Origin of the sequence: Klebsiella oxytoca, from assembly GCF_009707385.1 — a bacterium.
Lineage (GTDB): Bacteria > Pseudomonadota > Gammaproteobacteria > Enterobacterales > Enterobacteriaceae > Klebsiella > Klebsiella oxytoca_C.
On sequence record NZ_CP046115.1, the window covers coordinates 682690 to 700530 of the forward strand.

The window sequence follows — 17841 nt, forward strand, 5'->3', positions numbered from 1 at the left end:
GCCCTTTTTCATTTAGCGATACACCGGCATCAGGTTAAAGCTGGATAAAATATGAATAATTGCGTTAGCACCGCCGAAGCATAAAATCAGGATAATCATGGCATTGCCTCCCCAGACTCGATAGTTAGGGCTACCAAAACGCCGGCGCGAAGCGCGCGCCAGCAGGGCGGGGACGATAGCAGCCCATACCGTAGCGGCGAGACCGGCGAAGCCAATGGCGTAGATAAATCCGTTGGGCCACAGCAGCCCGCCGATAATCGGCGGCAGAAAGGTCACCAGTGCGGTTTTGAAACGCCCCAGCCGGCTGTCGTCGAACTTAAACAGATCCGCCAGGTAATCGAACAGGCCAAGTGTTACGCCCAGGAACGAGCTGGCGACGGCGAAGTTGGAAAAGACGGTCAACAATAAATCGAGGGTCGAACTGTTCAACAGGCCGCTTAAGGTCTGCACCAGCACGTCGATATTGCCGCCTTTTTCGGCGATAGCGATAAACGCCGGGCGCGGAATATTGCCCATGGTGCCGACCAGCCAGATGATATACAGCACCAGCGCCATCAGCGTACCGAGCAGCAGGCAGCGGCGAATAATCAACGGGTCTTTGCCGTAGTACTTCATCAGGCTGGGTACGTTGCCGTGATAGCCAAAGGAGGCCAGACAGAACGGCAGCGTCATCAGAACATAGGGCAGATAGGACGCGTTTGTTTCCGTGCGGTTAAACAGAATCGCAGGTTCCACGTGCCACATCAGGCCGCCAAAGGTCATAAAGAAGGTGAGAATTTTGGCGCCCAGCACGATAGTTGTCATCCGGCTTACCGCTTTGGTACTCAACCAGACAATAAAGGCAACGACCAGCGCGAACGCCAGACCGCCTAAACGAGCCGGTACTGCGATGTCTATTTGCGCAAAAGTATGCTGAATAACCGAACCGCTGGCGGATATATAGGCGTAGGTCAAAATATATAATACAAAGGCGACGGTCAGGCCATTAATAATATTCCAGCCGTTACCCAGTAGATCTTTTGTAATCGTGTCGAAGCTGGCGCCAATATGATAATTGAGGTTTGCTTCAAGGATCATTAACCCGGAGTGCAGCATACAAAACCAGGTAAATATTAACGCCAGCAGCGACCAGAAAAACCAGGCGCCGGACATGACCACTGGTAAAGAGAACATGCCGGCGCCAATAATTGTGCCGCCGATGATCATTGCTCCGCCAATCAGCGATGGCGTATTTTTTGAGACCGCTTTGGATACCGATAATGTAGCCATAAGGTGTATTCCTCACGTGGCTATAATCATTATATCCGTCATACTTCAAGCGCAGATATATTGGCTGCAACTCGAATTATTCAGGATACAGATAACGAGCTGCAGGCAAACGGCTACCCTGGCGCAACCCGAATGATTGAGCTTATTGATATGGTCTGGCAATTAAGGGCGCCCCCGTTGCGAGAGCGCCCTGCCCGGGTTATTTCACCGGCTTCAGTCTGGCGACAAAGTGGCGCAGTACCGGCGGCTCATAGGTAAAGGTCAGACCCTTAATCGTGGATGCGCGCGCCTTAACGGCGATCAGCGCATTAGCGATATAGTCCATATGATCGTTGGTATAAACGCGGCGCGGAATGGTCAGGCGCAGCAGCTCCATCGGCGATGCTTTCTGCTTACCCGTTTGCGGATCGCGGCCCAGCAGCAGGGAGCCAATTTCCACGCTACGGATACCTGCCTCCAGATACAGCTCGTTATTTAGCGCATGAGCCGGGAACTGTTCCGCCGGAATATGCGGCAGCAGCAGTTTGGCATCGACGAATACCGCATGGCCGCCGGTTGGATACTGGATCGGGATGCCGCCTTCGCGCAGACGTTCGCCAAGATATTCCACCTGATTGATACGATAAGCGAGGTAATCCTCGTTGGTTCCTTCTTCCAGACCGATAGCCAGCGCCTCCATATCGCGCCCCGCCAGGCCGCCGTAGGTGACAAAGCCCTCCATCGGCACGCAGCGAATGCGCACTTCGTTGAACAGCTCTTCGTCATCGCGGAAGCAGCACAGGCCGCCGATGTTTACCATCGGGTCTTTCTTGGCGGACATGGTCAGCATATCGCCGTACTGGTACATCTCAAGAATAATCTCTTTCACCGATTTATCGGCGTAGCCCTCTTCGCGCTGTTTAATAAACCAGGCATTTTCGCAGAAACGGGCGGAGTCGATGACCACCGGAATATTGTTCTGGCGCGCAATTTGATACACCTCGCGCATATTCGCCAGCGATACCGGCTGACCGCCGGAGCTGTTACAGGTGACGGTGGTAATAATTGCCGCCACGTTTTCCGCGCCGTGCTCGGCGATGGTCGCTTTGAGTAAATCAATATCAAAGTTGCCTTTCCAGTCGTACCACGAGGTGGTGTCGAAGGCCTTCGGCGTCACCACGTTGATGGCTTTCGCGCCGTTGAGTTCAACGTGCGCGGCGGTGGTATCAAAGTGGAAGTTGGAGATAAACACCGGATGTGCCGACTTGCGGCGGGCAATCAGGCTCGGGAACAGAATCTGCTCCGCGCCGCGTCCCTGGTGGGTCGGAATGGTATACGGATAGCCGATGATCTCTTTGACTTTTTCACACAGGTGCTGATAGTTACGCGACCCGGCATAAGCCTCGTCGCCCATCATCAGCCCGGCCCACTGATGGTCGCTCATCGCGCCGGTGCCGGAGTCGGTCAGCAGGTCGATATATACGTCCTGGCTATTGAGCAAAAACGGGTTGTAGCCCGCTTCTTCCAGGGCTTTAACACGATCGTCAAAGGTGGTCATGCGAATGTTTTCGACCATTTTAATGCGGAACGGCTCAGGGATACGTTTCATTTATTTTCTCCATAGGGATGCTGTGCCGCGTTTGGCTATTTGGCGACAAATAAAAGACGCGACAAATAACGACTAAACGCAGTTCTAAATAAAAAATTTTAGGGAATGAACAGCAGCGGAGAATTAACGAGGGAAATCGTTGGAGATACGATGATCCAAATTATACCAGTCGTCCAGGCCGCCCTGGGCTATGAGGCGATAAATCGATTTTTGCGTCATTACATCGTCCTCTGTGGTTGAAGGGGTGTGATAAAAATAAAGTAAAACGAAAAAATAACCACGATTAAAATCACAAAAAATTATTTATCGATAAGCGGTGGATAAAAATTTGATGTTCGTCGTAATTTTAGGTTTTTTGATTATATGATTAGCTGGCGATGGTTTTTTGTTTCTTTATTTCGACAATAACGCTTTGTTCAGGAAGTTTTGGCGCCTTCATGAGAATACACGAAGGCGCAGGTGGCTTACATGCTGGAGAAGACGTTCATGATGATGCCGCCGGAGATAATCAGCACCATGGCGAGGATGGCCGGGATATCGGGTTTTTGTTTATAGAGAATCATCGAGCAAATCGTGACGCCGACGATACCAAAGCCGCACCATAACGAGTAGGCGACGCCGACCGGAATGGTGCTCATCGCGCGGGTGAGGGCGAAGTAGCACAGGCCGTAGGCGCAGACCACCAGCACCGATGGCGCCAGTTTGCTAAAGCCGTTGGTCTTTTTGATCATCGACGTGCCGGTGATTTCGGAACCGATAGACAGCGCCAGCCATAAAAATCCGAGGTTAAACATTGGTGATTCCTTTTCTGTTAGTTGGCGACTTTATTATCCAGGGATGAAGCTGCTGCCACCGGCTCTGCGGGCGTTTCTTCGCTCTCTTCGCTACCCATTTTGGAAAACAGGTTCATGATTACGATACCGCTGGCGATAACCGCCATGCCGATAATGGCAGCGGTGTCCGGGTGCTGGCCGTAAAACGCCATTCCCAGGGTCGACACCACGAGGATGCCGGTACCGGACCAGGTGGCGTAGGCCAGACCGACGGGAATATCTTTCACCGCGCGGGACAGCGAGTAGTAGCAGGTGCAGTACAGCAGCACCAGCAGACCGAGCAGCAGCATTTTGGTGATCCCTTCACTGCTGCCGAACATTTTGAGGGTGGAGGTGGCTGAGGTTTCGGAAACGATAACCAGCAGCATCCATAGCCAACACTTTGTTTTTGAAGACATAAGTTAAACTCCGGGTTTACTGTTTAAGGTAAGGTTCTTTTTTTCTGTTTTTTAAAAAATCGCTAGCGGCATCGGTCAACTGCGCTTCAGGAGCACAGGCCAGCGCCGGATTATTCACCACGTCTGTGACAGTGAGATAACGCCGCGGGCCGCTCGCCGACGGCGCTGTCGCTCCGCGACCCGATGCCAGCTTCTCCAGCAATTCGTTCATGGTGCACAGCGCGATGCCACATTCGGCCAGGCGGGCCAGCGTGGCCTGCATATGCCCGGCGTAAGCGCTATCAGGCTGCGCCCCGCGCAGCTGGTTAAGCTCGCTGGCGGGATCGCAGTGATAGCGCAGCGCCAGCACCGGCAGGCCGCTCAGCAGGGCATCGTGCGCGCGGCGGGCAACGGGACTGTGCAGGGAACCGTTTAGCAGATCCGCCGCCAGCGGGTAGTCGAGAAACGGCAGCAGCAGCGCCTTATACGAGGCAGAAGGCAGCCCCTGTTGCCAGTCGGCCGCCGCCAGCGTTTTACCGATAGCCCGCCACTGCTCGCCGTCGTCAAGGCCGCTATCCAGCGCCAGGTGCAGGCTCTCGCCGCAGCCGGCCAGCCGCTGGCGAATAGCGTGCCGGTAGCCCGCCGCGGCGGTCACCATCACCAGTACCGGCGGCCGTAGACGCTGGATAATGCGTTCAACCAGGTCTTCCATTTGTTGGTTGGTCATGGCGAGCCTCCGTTAGCCGATGAGCGTGACCTGCGCGCCGTTTTTCAAGCCGGCGGCGTTGGCCTCTTCGATATCAATATGAAACTCCAGCGCGAAGTCTTCGCGTACCCGCACCACCACTTCATCGAAGGTCAGCTGGCGTTCGCCGCTGCTGCGGACGCTAACCTTCTGGCCGTTGGTGACGTTCAGCTGGCGGGCATCCTGCGGCGACATATGGATATGCCGCCAGGCGCAGATCACCTGAGACCGCAGTTCAACGTGGCCTGCCGGGCCGATCAGCAGCGCGCTGCCCGCGTTCTCCAGCTGGCCGGATTCGCGAACCGGCGCTTTGATGCCGAGGGTAAAGCAGTCGGCGCGGGAGATTTCCAGCTGCGATACCGGACGGGTTGGCCCGAGGACGCGTACCTGGGTGAGCGAGCCTTTAGGACCGACCACGGTGACGCACTCCTGGGCGGCGAACTGTCCCGGCTGACGCAGCGGCTTAAATGGCGTCAGGACGTAGCCCTTGCCAAACAGCGCTTCGACATCCTGCTGCGCCAGATGGACGTGGCGGTTAGAGATGCCGACCGGGATAGCCGGCGCAACGTGGCTCAGGCGGGCGGCGATTTTTTCATGGAGCAGGGTGTCGATCATGCCTTCTTCCCTTTCCTTATCGCCGCGTTTTTATCTTCCGTCGGCGCAGGCGCGGCGGCGGGTTCAGTGGGTTCCCTTGTTTCCACAGCGGCGGGCGCGACGGCTTCAGCCTCAAGCGGCGCGGCAGCTTCCGCGCGCGGCGGACGGCCTTTCAGGGTGCTGAGGGCGTCCACGACGCTGCGCTCCGGACGGGCGATCGTCAGGGATTTGACCTGCGGGTCGATAAGCTCAGCGACGGTCACGCCGCGTTCGATGGCGGTGTGGATAGCGCTGATCTCACCTTCAAAACAGACGCTCACCAGCCCCGAACCGACCTTGCGGTAGCCAATGCAGGTCACCCCTGCGCTTTTACAGGCGGCATCTACGGCCTGAACGGCGGCAACTAACCCTCGCGTTTCAATTACGCCTAAACTTTTCATTGTCGGCTCCTGTTAATGGCGGACTAAGCGAATATCAAAATCAAACTGCGTGAAGAACGTTTCCAGCCGGTCTAACTCTGCGGCGGAATAAGTCGGGTCCTGGGTAATGGGATAGGGCATATCGAGGCGCTCATATTTTTTGCGCCCGAGCTGGTGGTACGGCAGCATATCGATGCGGCGGATATTTCCGCGCTTCGCCAGCTTTTGTACATAATCAATGGCCCCGGTAATGGCATCGAACGAGTCGTTATAGCCGCGAACCAGCGGCATGCGGATAATGACGTTAGCGCCGGAGTCCACCAGCCACTCCAGGTTGCGGCGAATGCCTTCGTTACCGATGCCAAATAACGCTTTATGCTGCTCGCTGTTAATTTGCTTAATATCGAATAAGAAGGTGTCGGTCACCGGCGCCAGCTTTTGATAATTAGCCAGCGGCGTAGTGCCCTGGGTTTCCACGGCGGTATTGAGCATCATCTTTTTGCATTCGCTAAAGAGCGCGACGGCAAAATCGGTTTGCAGACTCATTTCACCGCCGCCGATGGTGACGCCGCCGCCGGAGGAGATATAAAAGTCGTAGTCCTGCATGATGATCTCCATCAGTTCGCTGACGGTGACATCTTTGCCCATAATATCCAGCGCGTTCTGGGTGCAGATCTCTTCGCACTTGCGGCAGCCGATACAGTCTTTATTGCGGTTGACGAAATGCTTCATTTCGCCGTTTTCTTCCGCCCGATAATGAATTCCCGCCGGGCAGACGCTGACGCAGTCGCCGCAGTTAATGCATTTATCCTGGGAGAACATTACCTGAAACTGGCTATTCAGCCCTTCCGGGTTAGCGCACCACGGGCAGCGAATATTGCAGCCTTTGAAAAAAACCAGCGTGCGGATCCCATCGCCGTCATAGATCGAATATTTCTGAATATTGAATATTCGCCCGGTTAATTCTTGTTTTGCGCTCACACATACCTCCAGAAAAACGATCGGGACTTCCCTGTCCAAAAACGTCCGTGTCTTTATCAGAACTTCTCGATGACCGTACGGCTGATAATCTCGTCCTGAACTTCTTTGCACAGCTCAACGAAGTAGGCGCTGTAGCCCGCGACGCGGACGATCAGATCGCGGTATTTTTCCGGCTCCTGCTGGGCTTTTTTCAGCACGTCGTTATCGACATAGCTGAACTGCATCTGGCCGTTGCCGAGAATCGACGCGGTGCGCAGCAGGGTAATCAGGCCGTGGCGGCCTTCCGGGGTATCCAGCAGCCCTTTGAGGAACTTGAAGTTGTGCACCATGCCGATGTTCATGGTTTCGACGTTCATCTTGCTCACCGACTTGATGATCGCCGTTGGGCCCTGCTTATCCGCGCCCTGGGTCGGGCTGATACCGTCGGAGAGCGGCATCCACGCCAGGCGGCCGTTCGGCGTGGCGTTGGTCAGCTCGCCGATCGGCGTGTTGTTGGAGATGGACAGGGTGCCGTGGCTCAGGGTGGAGTAGAGCATCTTGTACTTACGGCACTCGCGCTCGGTCCACTCGGTGATATCCAGCGCATACTGATCGACGTAGTTATCATCGTTGCCGTATTTCGGCGCGTTGAGGCAGTCGCGGCGCAGGCCTTCAAAGCCTTCGAAGTTCGCCAGCAGCGCGTCGCGCATCTGCTCGAGGGTGTATTTCTTATCTTCAAACACCAGCTTACGAATCGCCGCCATGGAGTCGACGTAGGTCGCCAGACCGGAGAAGATCAGCCCCGGGCCGTGGTTGATCATCGCGCCGCCGGCGGCAACGTCTTTGCCTTTTTCCATGCAGCCTTCCACCAGCAGCGACATCAGGGGCTTCGGCGCCACGTCGCGGTGCACGCGCTGGCTGATGACCGTGCCGATCGCCGACAGGCGTACGATATGGGCAATCTGTTTTTTCACCGCCGCGTCGAAATCCTCGAAGGTGTGCAGGTCGCGCAGGTCGCCGGTATCCAGCCCCTGATAGCTGTCAAACAGCACCATCCGGCCGCGGTTTAAAACGAACTCAATGGCGATGGGCCACTGGGTGTAGCCGGTGGAGGTCCACTGGTAGATACGCCCGGATTTCTGCGGCTCAACGCAGCCCATCAGGCAGTAGTCGCGGGCGTCTTCGAAATCGAAGCCTTTTCGCAGCATCATCTTGATATGGGAGTCGTCGAAGTGGCAGGCGGGGAAGCCCATCCCCGCTTTGACGACGTCGACGATTTTTTCCATATACTTCTGCGGCGACTGGTTGTGAATACGGCAGGCCAGCGACGGCTGGTAAACCTTCACGAAGCGCACGGCGTCCATGATCAGGTAGGTCAGATCGTTACAGGCATCGCCGCCGGAGCGCTTCTGACCGCCGACGGTCAGGTTGATAAACGGCTGATAGCCGGCGAAATATTTCGCCCCCAGCTCGCTGGACATCCACATCAGCTCGGCGCATTTGATGATAAACGCCTGCAGCAGCTCCAGCGCGGCGTCGTGCGTCAGGCGGCCTTCGCGGATATCGGCTTCGAACATCGGGTAGCAGTACTGGTCAACGCGGCCCAGCGACAGCCCGGTCTGGTTCTCTTCGATTTCAAACAGCGATTCCACGGTCCAGATGCTTTGCAGCGCTTCCTGCAGGGTTTTCGGCGGATTCGCCGGGACGTTCTGGTTCACTTCGGCGATGGTCAGCAGCTCGGCGCGGCGCTGGGCGTTCTGTTCAACGGCGGCCAGTTCGCGGGCGCGGGCGGCGATGCGCTGCGCGTAGTTAATCACCCCTTCGCAGGTTTCAATGGCCGCCTTGTAGTAGTAAATACGGTCGATATCTTCCGGGTTTTCCATGCTCAGGCTGGCGAGATGCGCCTCGGCGTCGGCTTTAATGCCGTTCATCCCTTTGGTAAACAGCAGCACGTCGTAGCCCGGGCAGGTGTCGCCGCCGCCGTTGATCTGGTGGTAGGAGAGGTCGCTGACGAAGGTTTCGCCGCTGAATGCCCACACGCCCGCTTCGCGGTACTGGGCTTCGCAGATTTCGTCCAGCGAGCGGCCTTCCCAGAACGGTACGATCTCTTCGCGGATGGTTTTCTTATCTGCTTCGCTGATCTCAAACGGATCCTGCGGACGGGTGCTCATGGTATCGAGTTCGTCGCGCACCCAGCGCCAGGCGATATCCGGCGAAAACGCCCCCGCGCGCGGCTTGCCGCATGGATGACCGACGATCAGCTCATCGTCCTGAATCAGAATCGGCGCGGTTTCGCAGGCGTGACGGAAGGCTTTGGCGCGCAGCAGAATTGTCGGCATGCCGGGGTTGGCTTTCACCACTTCGGTAAAGGCCAGCGCGCGGTAGATAGAGACGCTCGGGCGCACGGTCAGATAGTGGTTGCGCAGGCGATGCATGCGCGGAGTCAGGCCTTCCGCCGCTGGCGTCTCGCCGGTGGCGGCAAACGGGGCGGCGGAAACGTGCTGTACGCCCTTGAACAGACGCACCGGCAGATGCAGGGCTCTCAGGTTTTGCTGCGCGCTGAGAAACATGTCGGAGAGCTCGTTGATGCGCGCGTTCTCAAGGCTTGCGCCGTGCAGCATGGCGTCAAACATCGGATAACCGTCGATAGTGCAGGCGGCGCGGACTTCACTCAGTTCTGCCAGTTTAAACCACAGCGATTCGACGATTTCATAGGCCTGCTGCTGAGACAGCGCGCCGTTGTTGATGTCGTGCTGATAGTAAGGCAGCAGGGCTTTATCCGCGCCTTCCGGGTTGACGGCGTAGCTGCCGTTGTCCAGCTGAAGCGCCAGCTGGAACAGATAAAATGCCTGGCACGCCTCTTTGAAGCTGCGCGCCGGATGCGCCGGAACGTGGTGCAGAATGGCGGCGCTGTCCAGCAGTTCCGCCCGACGGTAAGCGTTGGTTTCCGCGGCAGCCAGCTGTTCCGCGCTGTTGGCCAGGTTTTGCGCCAGCGCCAGCAGGGCATCGCAGGCGTAGATGGCCGCGCGGCAGCCGTTGACTTCGTCCATGCCGCTGCGGCTGACGGCGCTGCCCAGCGCGCGGGTTTTCTCTTCCAGCTGATGTTTTATCGCCAGCACGCCTTTTTCTATCACCAGCTTGTAATCCGGGGAGTCGAGATCGCTATTCAGGTTGAGGAACTGGAACGCGGATGGGCGACGGGCGGCGCTCTCGTCGTGGAAAATCGCCCCGTGCGGTTTGCGGGTCTGGTTGCCGACGATCAGCTCGTCGGCGCTGATGCACAGCGGCAGCTGGCGCATCAGTTCATAGAAGCGGCGCGCCGGTTTGACGGCGGCGGGAACCCCGGCGATATCGCCATCAAGGGCGTTGAGCGTGGCGGCATGTTCGGTGCACAGGGTGCTTTTTTGTGAGAGTAAACGTTCTGCCAACACTTTGACGCGCGGCGTTAAGCTGTAGTGTGCCATGGGTAAGGTTCTCCAAATCTTGTTATCAGTGGCCCTGAACGGCGTTGCCGGTCCATGCCCGGCGATAGAGTTCGGTCAGTGCGTGAGCGTCCGGCGCGCGTGGGTTCGTCGGGGTACAGCTGTCGCGTAACGCCTGGCCGACCATCTCCGCCAGCCGCTGTTCAAACTCGTCTGCAAGGACGCCGGTATCGCGGATGCCGGCCGGCATGCTCATTTCGTCTTTAAGCGCCTGAATGGCGACCAGCAGGCTGGCGACGCCCTGGCGGGTAGTGGCCGCAGGCAGATCCAGCAGATGGGCTAATCGGGCATATTTGTGGGCGGCATCGGTAGCGCACAGCCCGTGATAATCGGCGTTCCAGGCCACCACGTCCGCCATCAGCAGGGCGTTGGCGCGGCCGTGGGGGACGCGAAACACGCCGCCGAGCGCGTGGGCAAGGCTGTGGGTAATGCCCAGCGAGGCGTTGGTGAAGGCCATGCCCGCCATGCAGGAAGCGTTGTGCATCTTTTCCCGTGCCAGCAGGTCGCCACCGTTGCGCCAGCAGGTCGGCAGAAAGCGAAATACCTGCTGAACCACTTTCTCCGCCAGCGCATCGGAAAAGTCGCTGGCGGCGCGGGAGACATAGGCTTCCAGCGCGTGACACAGCACGTCCATCCCGGTATCGGCGGTGATCGCCGGCGGCACCGAGGCCACCAGCGCCGGGTCAAGAATGGCGATATCCGGCAGCAGCGACGGGTCCACCAGCACCAGCTTCTCGGCGTGGGCTTTTACCACTGAAAAGGCGGTGACTTCAGAGCCGGTGCCGCTGGTGGTGGGGATCGCCACAAAGCAGGGCGGCTCGCGGTGAGCGTCCGGACGGGTTTGCGCCAGGGCGAAAATAACCGCTTTGGCTGCATCAATCACCGAACCGCCGCCCAGCGCAATAACCAGATCCGGATAGCTGGAATCCATCCGCTTCATACCGCGCACCACGGTGGCGATATCCGGGTCGGCCACCACGTCGTCCCAGACCTGGAAAGCGATGCCGCGAGCATGGAGGATCTGCGTGACGCGATCGGCGAGGCCAAATTTAACCATCGCCTGGTCGGTGACCAGCAGCACGTTGCGGGCGGGCAGCTCGTTCAGGATGGCAAGCGCATCCTGACCAAAGCGAATCCGGGGTTTCAGCAAAAATTCACTCATGGGGTTATTGACTCCTTAAGCGTCCCGAAACACGTTCTCGACAATGGCGACCACCGACATGGCCTTGTAGCGCTCTTTGTTGAGCGCCAGGTACTCTTCGGCCAGCACGATGTCGTGCATACCGGCGCCGACGCTATCAACGGCAACCCAGGTCTGGTCTTTCATCGGCTGCTGGTCATCATCTAATTTGACGATCAGCAGCAGGTTGCTGCCCCGTAGCTCATCGCACTTCTGCGTGGCGACGACATGTCCGACTACCTTTGCGAGAATCATTGTTTTTATCGCCTTATATCAATGTGCTACTTACCAAGGCGTTCCAGCACCTGGCGGATGACGCGTTCCACGTTTTGCTCATTAATCTCGCTGTCCGCGCCGACGGCGGCGGCAGTCGCAAAGCGATCGTCGGCGCTGGCCGGATGGGCTGCGGTCGCCGGGGCGTTAAAACGTTCATCGTCGAAGATGCTGCGGTTCGGGCCGGACGCCGGGCTGATGATGGTCGGCTGCGGTTCCGGGCGGCTGCCCGGCGCGCGCAGTTCATCGATGGAGCGAACGCCGTAGCCCACTTTGCGGATGTTGAGCAGGTTCATCGGCCCGACGTTGTCCGAGCTGGAGCCGCCGCCGACCGCGCCGCAGCCGAGGGTCAGGGCCGGAGTGATATTGGTGGTCGCGCCGATGCCGCCCAGCGCCGCCGGGGTGTTGATCAGAATGCGGTTAACCGGTTTTTCCAGGCAGAACTGGCGGATGACGTCCTGGTTGCGGGTGTGGATCACCAGCGTGTGGCCGAGGCCTTCGTTGGTCAGCAGCTCCACGACGCGGTGGCAGGCGGCTTTCCAGTCCTCTTCGACGTACAGGCCGAGTACCGGGCACAGTTTTTCCCGCGAGTAGGGGTTGGTATGCGATACCGTGGTCTGCTCAGCAATCAGCACCCGGGTGCTGGCCGGAACGCAGAAGCCGGCCATCTGGCTCAGATAGAGCGCGGTTTTACCCACCACTTTGGGGTTGATGGTGCCGTTGGGACGCAGCAGCAGGGCCGCCATTTTCGCCGCTTCGTTTTCGTTCATGAAGTACGCGCCCTGAGCTTCCAGCTCGCGATGCACTTCGTCGTAGATGCAGCGTTCGACGATAATCGACTGCTCGGAGGCACAGATCACGCCGTTATCGAAGGTTTTACTGGTGATGATATCTTTCACCGCGTGGGGGATATCGGCGCTGCGCTCGATAAACGCCGGGCCGTTACCCGGGCCACCGCTGATGGTCGGCGTGCCGGACGCGTAGGCGGCGCGCACCATGCCTTCGCCGCCGGTCGCCAGGATCAGCGACACGTCTTTGCTGTGCATCAGCTCTGAGGTGGCTTCGAGGGTCAGCTGGCTAATGGCGTCGACGCTACCGGCAGGCGCCCCTGCCGCTTCCGCCGCGCGCTTCACGATTTCAATCGCTTTCCAGCTGCACTGGCGGGCGCCGGGATGCGGGGAGAAGATAATCGCGTTGCCGGCCTTCAGAGCGATCAGCGTTTTATAGATGACGGTGGAGGTCGGGTTGGTCGACGGCACCAGCGCACAAATCACCCCCAGCGGCACGCCCACGTCCATCACTTTTTGTAGCGGATCGTCATGAATGATGCCGACGGTCTTCATATTTTTGATGGCGTCGTAGACGCGCAGCGAGGCGAAGCGGTTCTTCAGCACTTTGTCCTGCCAGTTGCCAAAACCGGTTTCTTCCGCGGCCATTTTCGCCAGCGCTTCGGCATGATGCGCCGCTTCCTGGGCCACGTTCTTCACGATGGCGTCGATTTGCTGCTGCGAAAAGGTGGCCAGAATCGCCTGCGCCTTTTTGGCATTGCGCACCAGCTCCCGGGCGTTCTGCCGGGACTGCAAATCGTTATCCAGTTCAATCATGAGTCTATCCTTCATCAGACTAAAAGAGTGGAGACGGGGCGCGCCCTGTCAGGTCATGCTTTGTGCTGCGCCGCGATTTTTTCGATGTCGTTATGCGGACGCGCGATGACGCGAGAGGTGACGACTTCGCCGATGCGTTTTGCCGCTTCTACGCCGGAATCCACCGCGGCATTCACCGCGCCGACGTCGCCCTTCACCATCGCGGTGACCAGGCCGGAGCCGACGTTTTCATAGCCAATCAGCTCAACGTTAGCGGCTTTGCACATCGCATCCGCCGCTTCAATACAGGCCACCAGACCTTTGGTTTCGATAAGCCCTAGCGCTTCTTTCATCAGGTTTTTCTCCGGTTAATCTATGATTTTGTAATGCGAGACGATTTTGTTGATGTCGTTATGCGGGCGGGCGATAACCAGAGAAGTCACCACTTCGCCGATGCGCTGCGCGGATTCGACGCCGGAATCCACCGCCGCTTTCACCGCGCCGACGTCGCCCTTCACCATCGCGGTGACGAGGCCGGAGCCGACGTTTTCATAGCCAATCAGTTCAACGTTGGCGGCTTTACACATGGCATCCGCCGCTTCGATACAGGCCACCAGACCTTTGGTTTCGATCAGACCTAATGCATCACCCATTTGCGTTCTCCTGGCCATCAGGCCTTGTGTTTAATGACGATTTTGTTGATGTCGTTATGCGGACGAGCGATAACCAGCGAGGTCACCACTTCACCGATGCGCTGCGCGGATTCGACGCCGGAATCGACCGCTGCTTTCACCGCGCCGACGTCGCCCTTCACCATGACGGTCACCAGCCCCGAGCCGATGTTTTCATAGCTAATCAGCTCGACGTTGGCGGCTTTACACATCGCATCCGCTGCTTCAATGCAGGCCACCAGACCTTTGGTTTCGATAAGCCCTAATGCATCACCCATGGTTTCTCCTTCAGAACAGGTTTTGTGATTCAGGAAAACCGTCCGCGTAACGGCGTCAGGACGCGGAAGCGGCGTTCGAGGTTCACTATAGGGAATGGCGAATGAAGTGAAATTTAAATCTGCTTGATGGGTATTTTTAGTCTTTTACTCTGTGATTTAGATTGGTTAAGGCGCTGATTTATGCATTTGTGCTGTAATGGCGGGACGGATTGAGTGACGATTGCGGCGCTTTTTTCACCATTTAGCCGGAGACGAACTGATGTTAACAAGTTGCTAATTTATTGCAGATAAAGGGTAATTTGACGATGTATGAAGTGTGGAGAGGATCGTGTTTTATTCGGCAGGCTAAATACAAAACGTGCGGTTTTACTAAAGCGATGAAGGAAAAGTGGGGGGTGAGCTTAGTCAAGCTTGCTGCCGGACTTAAGGGTGCAGACGTAGAGCGGTGAGTTGATAGAGCTGAGAAGAATGGCTTTCTCATTGAGCTTCTGCGCGTTGAGGAACAGGCCATCGTGGCTGTCCGATATCTCGCGCATAAAGTAGTCGAAGATCACGTCCGGCGACTCATCGATGGACGAGGCGCTGGATTCCCACTTGCTGATGCGATAGTGGCGCTCGGTGGTGGAGATGCGCTTGCTGCTGTAGCTGAATTTGACGTAGCGCTGGAGGTAAAGCCAGCCGGCGGCGGAATCGGTGTAGCCTTCAACGACCATCGACCCTTTGCCGTTGGCGGCAAAGTTGAAATGGATATTGCCGTTAACGTTCTCCTTCTCCATGTTCTCAAAGCGCATAATCGCTTTTGTCGAACAGCTCATTACCCCGCCGTTTTCGACCGGCAGCAGCTTCCAGGCGCAGAACCCGGCGGCGGCAATAAACACCAGGCTGGAGAGGGCGAAAAAGGGGCGCGGGGCGATTCTCATTGCGGCTTCCATGAATAATAAAAATAGTTATCGCAGTAGCTGAACGGGTTATCTTCATGCATCGCGCAGTGGGCGAGGAACACCCGGCCCAGACCGTTGGTTTCCAGCCGGTCGCCATAGAAGAAGACGAAGCGTTCGCCGGGTTTGCACTCCAGCTTCAGGCGCTGGCGGACGGCATCGAAATTCTTGCCATAGGCGGGGCTGGCAACGGATCGCAGCATCTCATCGCTGGCCAGCAGCTCGCACTGGCTGTGGCGCATTTGCGTCAGGGTGATAGGGCGCGATTCGCTGCTGCCGAGAAAACTGCAGACCACCAGCAGCAGGGCGATGGTGAACAGGCAGCCGCCGGCCAGATACCAGCAGGTGCCGCGTGCGTGGCGGCTGGTGACGGGCTTATGTTCTTCCGGGACGGCGGTTTCGTTCGGCTCGGGCTCCTGCGTCGTCTGCGGCTCCGGGCTAGCGTCGAGCATCTCGATAGTGAGATCCGGATTGAGCTGCAGCAGCCCGCGCGACACGGTAACGATAATGTTGTCGACTTCGTAGTGGCGGAAGGTTTTGCGCAGCATGCTCAGATACTGGTTGAGATTGCTGTTGGATGAGGTTAACCCATTGTCATCCCATACTTTTCTGAGCACCTCATCGCGGCTGACCACCTCGGTATGGCGCAGGAAGAACCACAGCAGCGCGTTGGCAGTAATCGACAGCTGGCTGTCCGCCTCATCGTTTCCCGGTAATGTTAGCGTGCCGTCCGTTGCATCATAAATAAGACGGCCATGGATGTTATAGCGCATCGTGGCCTCAATCTATCACGTCATACTTCACGTTGCAGGTGCGTTGGCTGCGCTCGCTCACCTTGGTCACATAGTTGTCTATGCTCCCAGGGATTAATGAGAGGCTCCTGCCTCTCACCGGAGGCCAGCCTTCGGCTGGTCAAATTCGTTCCCGACGAATTTGTCGCTCCCTTGCCGCGTTACTCGGCCTGCGGCCTCGCCCCTTACGGGGCCAGCGCAAGCGCTGTTCAAAACGGTTAACCGTTTTGTCCTGCAACGCGAATGATTTAGTGTATATATGCTTCACGCAGGAAGCGTCATCTTCGTCAGATCGCTGAGCAGCGACTGCCGGTGCCCGGCGCTCATGGTGCGCCCCTCGGTTAACTCCGATAGCCAGATGCCGTCCGCCGCATAGCGCACTAGCGTACCAGTATGGCTATTGTCCAGTTCATCCCCTTTCGCCAGATGGTCCAGCATCCAGTCGCGCCAGCATTTTCGCAGCACCGGTTCATCCGGCATGGCCAGCGACAGCACCATCAGCTGTCGGCTCTCTTGGGTATCCGTGAGTTCCGGCGCCGACAGATAGCGCAGATAGGCGCGGGTAAAGCGGCCATAAGAGACGTTATCCGCGGCCATAAGCTCTGAAATCGCTTCTTCCATAATCGCCAGCAGGCGGGCAAAGAGGGCGAAAATCAGCGCCTGCTTGCTAGGGAAGTGGTGCAGTAAACCGCCTTTGCTGACGCCCGCTTCGCGCACGACGGCGTTCAGCGACAGCGAGGCGATGCCGTCCCGACCGGCGATGGTGGCCGCTGACTCCAGCAGCTGTTTATGCAGACGGACGGGATCTTTTTTTCGATGTTGGGCTTCCATGTTCATGGCCCGAATCATACCGACCAGACGGTATGATTATTCTTGATCGCTATCAATATGCGAAGGGGCGTAGCGGGACGGGATGACGTTATTGCGTGGAGGCTCACAGTTCACCTTATGAATTGTGGTGATATTCGCCGTGCCGCGAATATCACCCACAGAGATTCACACAGGCTTCACGTGGATAGCAAGGCCGTTTTCGCCCGGCGCCAGATCCGGACGCAGGTTCAGAGAGGGGATCAGATAGTCGCCGTGGTTCTGCCGACGGAAGGAAATGGGCGGCGTTTCAGAGAGAGTATCCAGTCGCCGGGCCAGCTCCTCGCGCAGCGCGGCGAAGCGCTGTGCATCGAGTTTGTCGGTGTGGTAGAACACCACCGGCGGCAGGACGTCAAAGCCGGGATAGAACAGCATCCCGTGCTGAATGGGGAACAAGATGTCGTCGATAGACCCGTTAATTCCGCGCGGCGCATAGTGCTCCGCCCATCCGCCGGCGGTAACGACCAGCATCGCCCGTTTCCCCGCGAACGTGCCTTCGCCGTAGCGATCGCCCCAGTGCGTTTCGCTGTGCTCGCCGACGCCGTAGGCAAAGCCGTAAGCGTAGACCCGGTCAATCCATCCCTTCATGATGGCGGGCAGCGAAAACCACCACAGCGGGAACTGAAAAATCACCGTATCGGCCCACAGCAGCTTCTCCTGTTCGCCTATGATATTCGCGCTCTGCGTGCCGTGAGCGAAGGCGTACTGCGAATCCCGCGTTGCCCGCCAGCTTTCACCCACCGGCGGGGCGCTGCTGTCGTCGGAATCAAATCCCGCCTTCCAGCGCATGGCGTAGAGATCGGACACTTGTACCTCGTGACCGGCGTTTTGCAGATGCTGCACGGTAAAATCTTTCAGCGCGCCGTTAAGCGAACGCGGTTCGGGATGGGCGTAAACCAGTAATATTTTCATTGAAATTACCTCTGAGCAATGGAGAGCTGCAGAGTAGAGTCGACGACGCTATAGTAGAAATGAATTGCTTCAATGGCAGGT

Annotated in this window: 20 protein-coding genes; all 20 read right to left on the reverse strand. The window is 57.6% G+C overall.

The window, feature by feature from the left end; genetic code table 11:
- Positions 1-12: 12 nt before the first annotated feature.
- Positions 13-1269: a tryptophan permease gene (gene mtr / locus GJ746_RS03200; RefSeq protein WP_154678900.1), complete on the reverse strand. Its 1257-nt coding sequence runs from the start codon at positions 1267-1269 to the stop codon at positions 13-15.
- A 199-nt stretch (positions 1270-1468) separates the two neighbouring features.
- On the reverse strand, positions 1469-2857 hold the full coding sequence (gene tnaA, locus GJ746_RS03205) for a tryptophanase (RefSeq protein WP_154678901.1): 1389 nt from the start codon (positions 2855-2857) through the stop codon (positions 1469-1471).
- Positions 2858-2980: 123 nt separating this feature from the next.
- Positions 2981-3076 (reverse strand): tryptophanase leader peptide, encoded by a 96-nt coding sequence (gene tnaC / locus GJ746_RS03210; protein WP_004098218.1) that lies wholly within the window; start codon positions 3074-3076, stop codon positions 2981-2983.
- A 245-nt stretch (positions 3077-3321) separates the two neighbouring features.
- Entirely contained in the window at positions 3322-3651 is a 330-nt protein-coding gene (locus GJ746_RS03215) for a DMT family transporter (RefSeq protein WP_004108688.1), read from the reverse strand.
- 17 nt (positions 3652-3668) lie between these two features.
- Positions 3669-4088, reverse strand: coding sequence for a DMT family transporter (locus GJ746_RS03220; RefSeq protein ID WP_154678902.1), 420 nt, complete (start codon positions 4086-4088; stop codon positions 3669-3671).
- Positions 4089-4104: 16 nt separating this feature from the next.
- Positions 4105-4794: a hypothetical protein gene (locus tag GJ746_RS03225; protein WP_154678903.1), complete on the reverse strand. Its 690-nt coding sequence runs from the start codon at positions 4792-4794 to the stop codon at positions 4105-4107.
- A 12-nt stretch (positions 4795-4806) separates the two neighbouring features.
- A complete protein-coding gene (locus GJ746_RS03230; RefSeq protein WP_154678904.1) occupies positions 4807-5427 on the reverse strand; it encodes a phosphate propanoyltransferase in 621 nt (206 codons plus the stop codon).
- Positions 5424-5846: a BMC domain-containing protein gene (locus GJ746_RS03235; protein ID WP_154678905.1), complete on the reverse strand. Its 423-nt coding sequence runs from the start codon at positions 5844-5846 to the stop codon at positions 5424-5426. The genes GJ746_RS03230 and GJ746_RS03235 overlap by 4 nt, the downstream gene beginning before the upstream one ends.
- Positions 5847-5858: 12 nt before the next feature.
- Complete coding sequence (cutD, locus tag GJ746_RS03240) at positions 5859-6806, reverse strand: choline TMA-lyase-activating enzyme (protein WP_154678906.1); 948 nt, start codon at positions 6804-6806, stop codon at positions 5859-5861.
- A 56-nt stretch (positions 6807-6862) separates the two neighbouring features.
- Positions 6863-10249, reverse strand: a complete 3387-nt coding sequence (gene cutC, locus GJ746_RS03245) for a choline trimethylamine-lyase (protein ID WP_154678907.1) — start codon at positions 10247-10249, stop codon at positions 6863-6865.
- A 25-nt stretch (positions 10250-10274) separates the two neighbouring features.
- The gene (locus GJ746_RS03250; protein ID WP_154678908.1) at positions 10275-11429 is read right to left on the reverse strand and encodes a 1-propanol dehydrogenase PduQ; all 1155 of its coding nucleotides are present in this window, start codon (positions 11427-11429) and stop codon (positions 10275-10277) included.
- A gap of 15 nt (positions 11430-11444) precedes the next feature.
- Entirely contained in the window at positions 11445-11702 is a 258-nt protein-coding gene (locus GJ746_RS03255) for a EutN/CcmL family microcompartment protein (RefSeq protein ID WP_004098229.1), read from the reverse strand.
- Positions 11703-11728: 26 nt separating this feature from the next.
- Positions 11729-13324, reverse strand: a complete 1596-nt coding sequence (locus GJ746_RS03260; RefSeq protein WP_154678909.1) for an acetaldehyde dehydrogenase (acetylating) — start codon at positions 13322-13324, stop codon at positions 11729-11731.
- A gap of 53 nt (positions 13325-13377) precedes the next feature.
- On the reverse strand, positions 13378-13656 hold the full coding sequence (locus GJ746_RS03265) for a BMC domain-containing protein (RefSeq protein ID WP_002442217.1): 279 nt from the start codon (positions 13654-13656) through the stop codon (positions 13378-13380).
- Positions 13657-13671: 15 nt separating this feature from the next.
- Complete coding sequence (locus GJ746_RS03270) at positions 13672-13956, reverse strand: BMC domain-containing protein (RefSeq protein ID WP_004108664.1); 285 nt, start codon at positions 13954-13956, stop codon at positions 13672-13674.
- Positions 13957-13973: 17 nt separating this feature from the next.
- Positions 13974-14252, reverse strand: a complete 279-nt coding sequence (locus GJ746_RS03275) for a BMC domain-containing protein (RefSeq protein ID WP_004098239.1) — start codon at positions 14250-14252, stop codon at positions 13974-13976.
- A 401-nt stretch (positions 14253-14653) separates the two neighbouring features.
- On the reverse strand, positions 14654-15172 hold the full coding sequence (locus GJ746_RS03280) for a FidL-like protein (RefSeq protein ID WP_154678910.1): 519 nt from the start codon (positions 15170-15172) through the stop codon (positions 14654-14656).
- On the reverse strand, positions 15169-15963 hold the full coding sequence (locus GJ746_RS03285; protein WP_154678911.1) for a winged helix-turn-helix domain-containing protein: 795 nt from the start codon (positions 15961-15963) through the stop codon (positions 15169-15171). Before GJ746_RS03285 ends, GJ746_RS03280 begins: the two co-directional genes overlap by 4 nt.
- A 282-nt stretch (positions 15964-16245) precedes the next feature.
- Positions 16246-16830: a TetR/AcrR family transcriptional regulator gene (locus GJ746_RS03290; protein WP_154678912.1), complete on the reverse strand. Its 585-nt coding sequence runs from the start codon at positions 16828-16830 to the stop codon at positions 16246-16248.
- Between the two features lie 147 nt (positions 16831-16977).
- Positions 16978-17760: an NAD(P)H-dependent oxidoreductase gene (locus GJ746_RS03295; RefSeq protein ID WP_154678913.1), complete on the reverse strand. Its 783-nt coding sequence runs from the start codon at positions 17758-17760 to the stop codon at positions 16978-16980.
- Positions 17761-17841 lie beyond the last annotated feature (81 nt).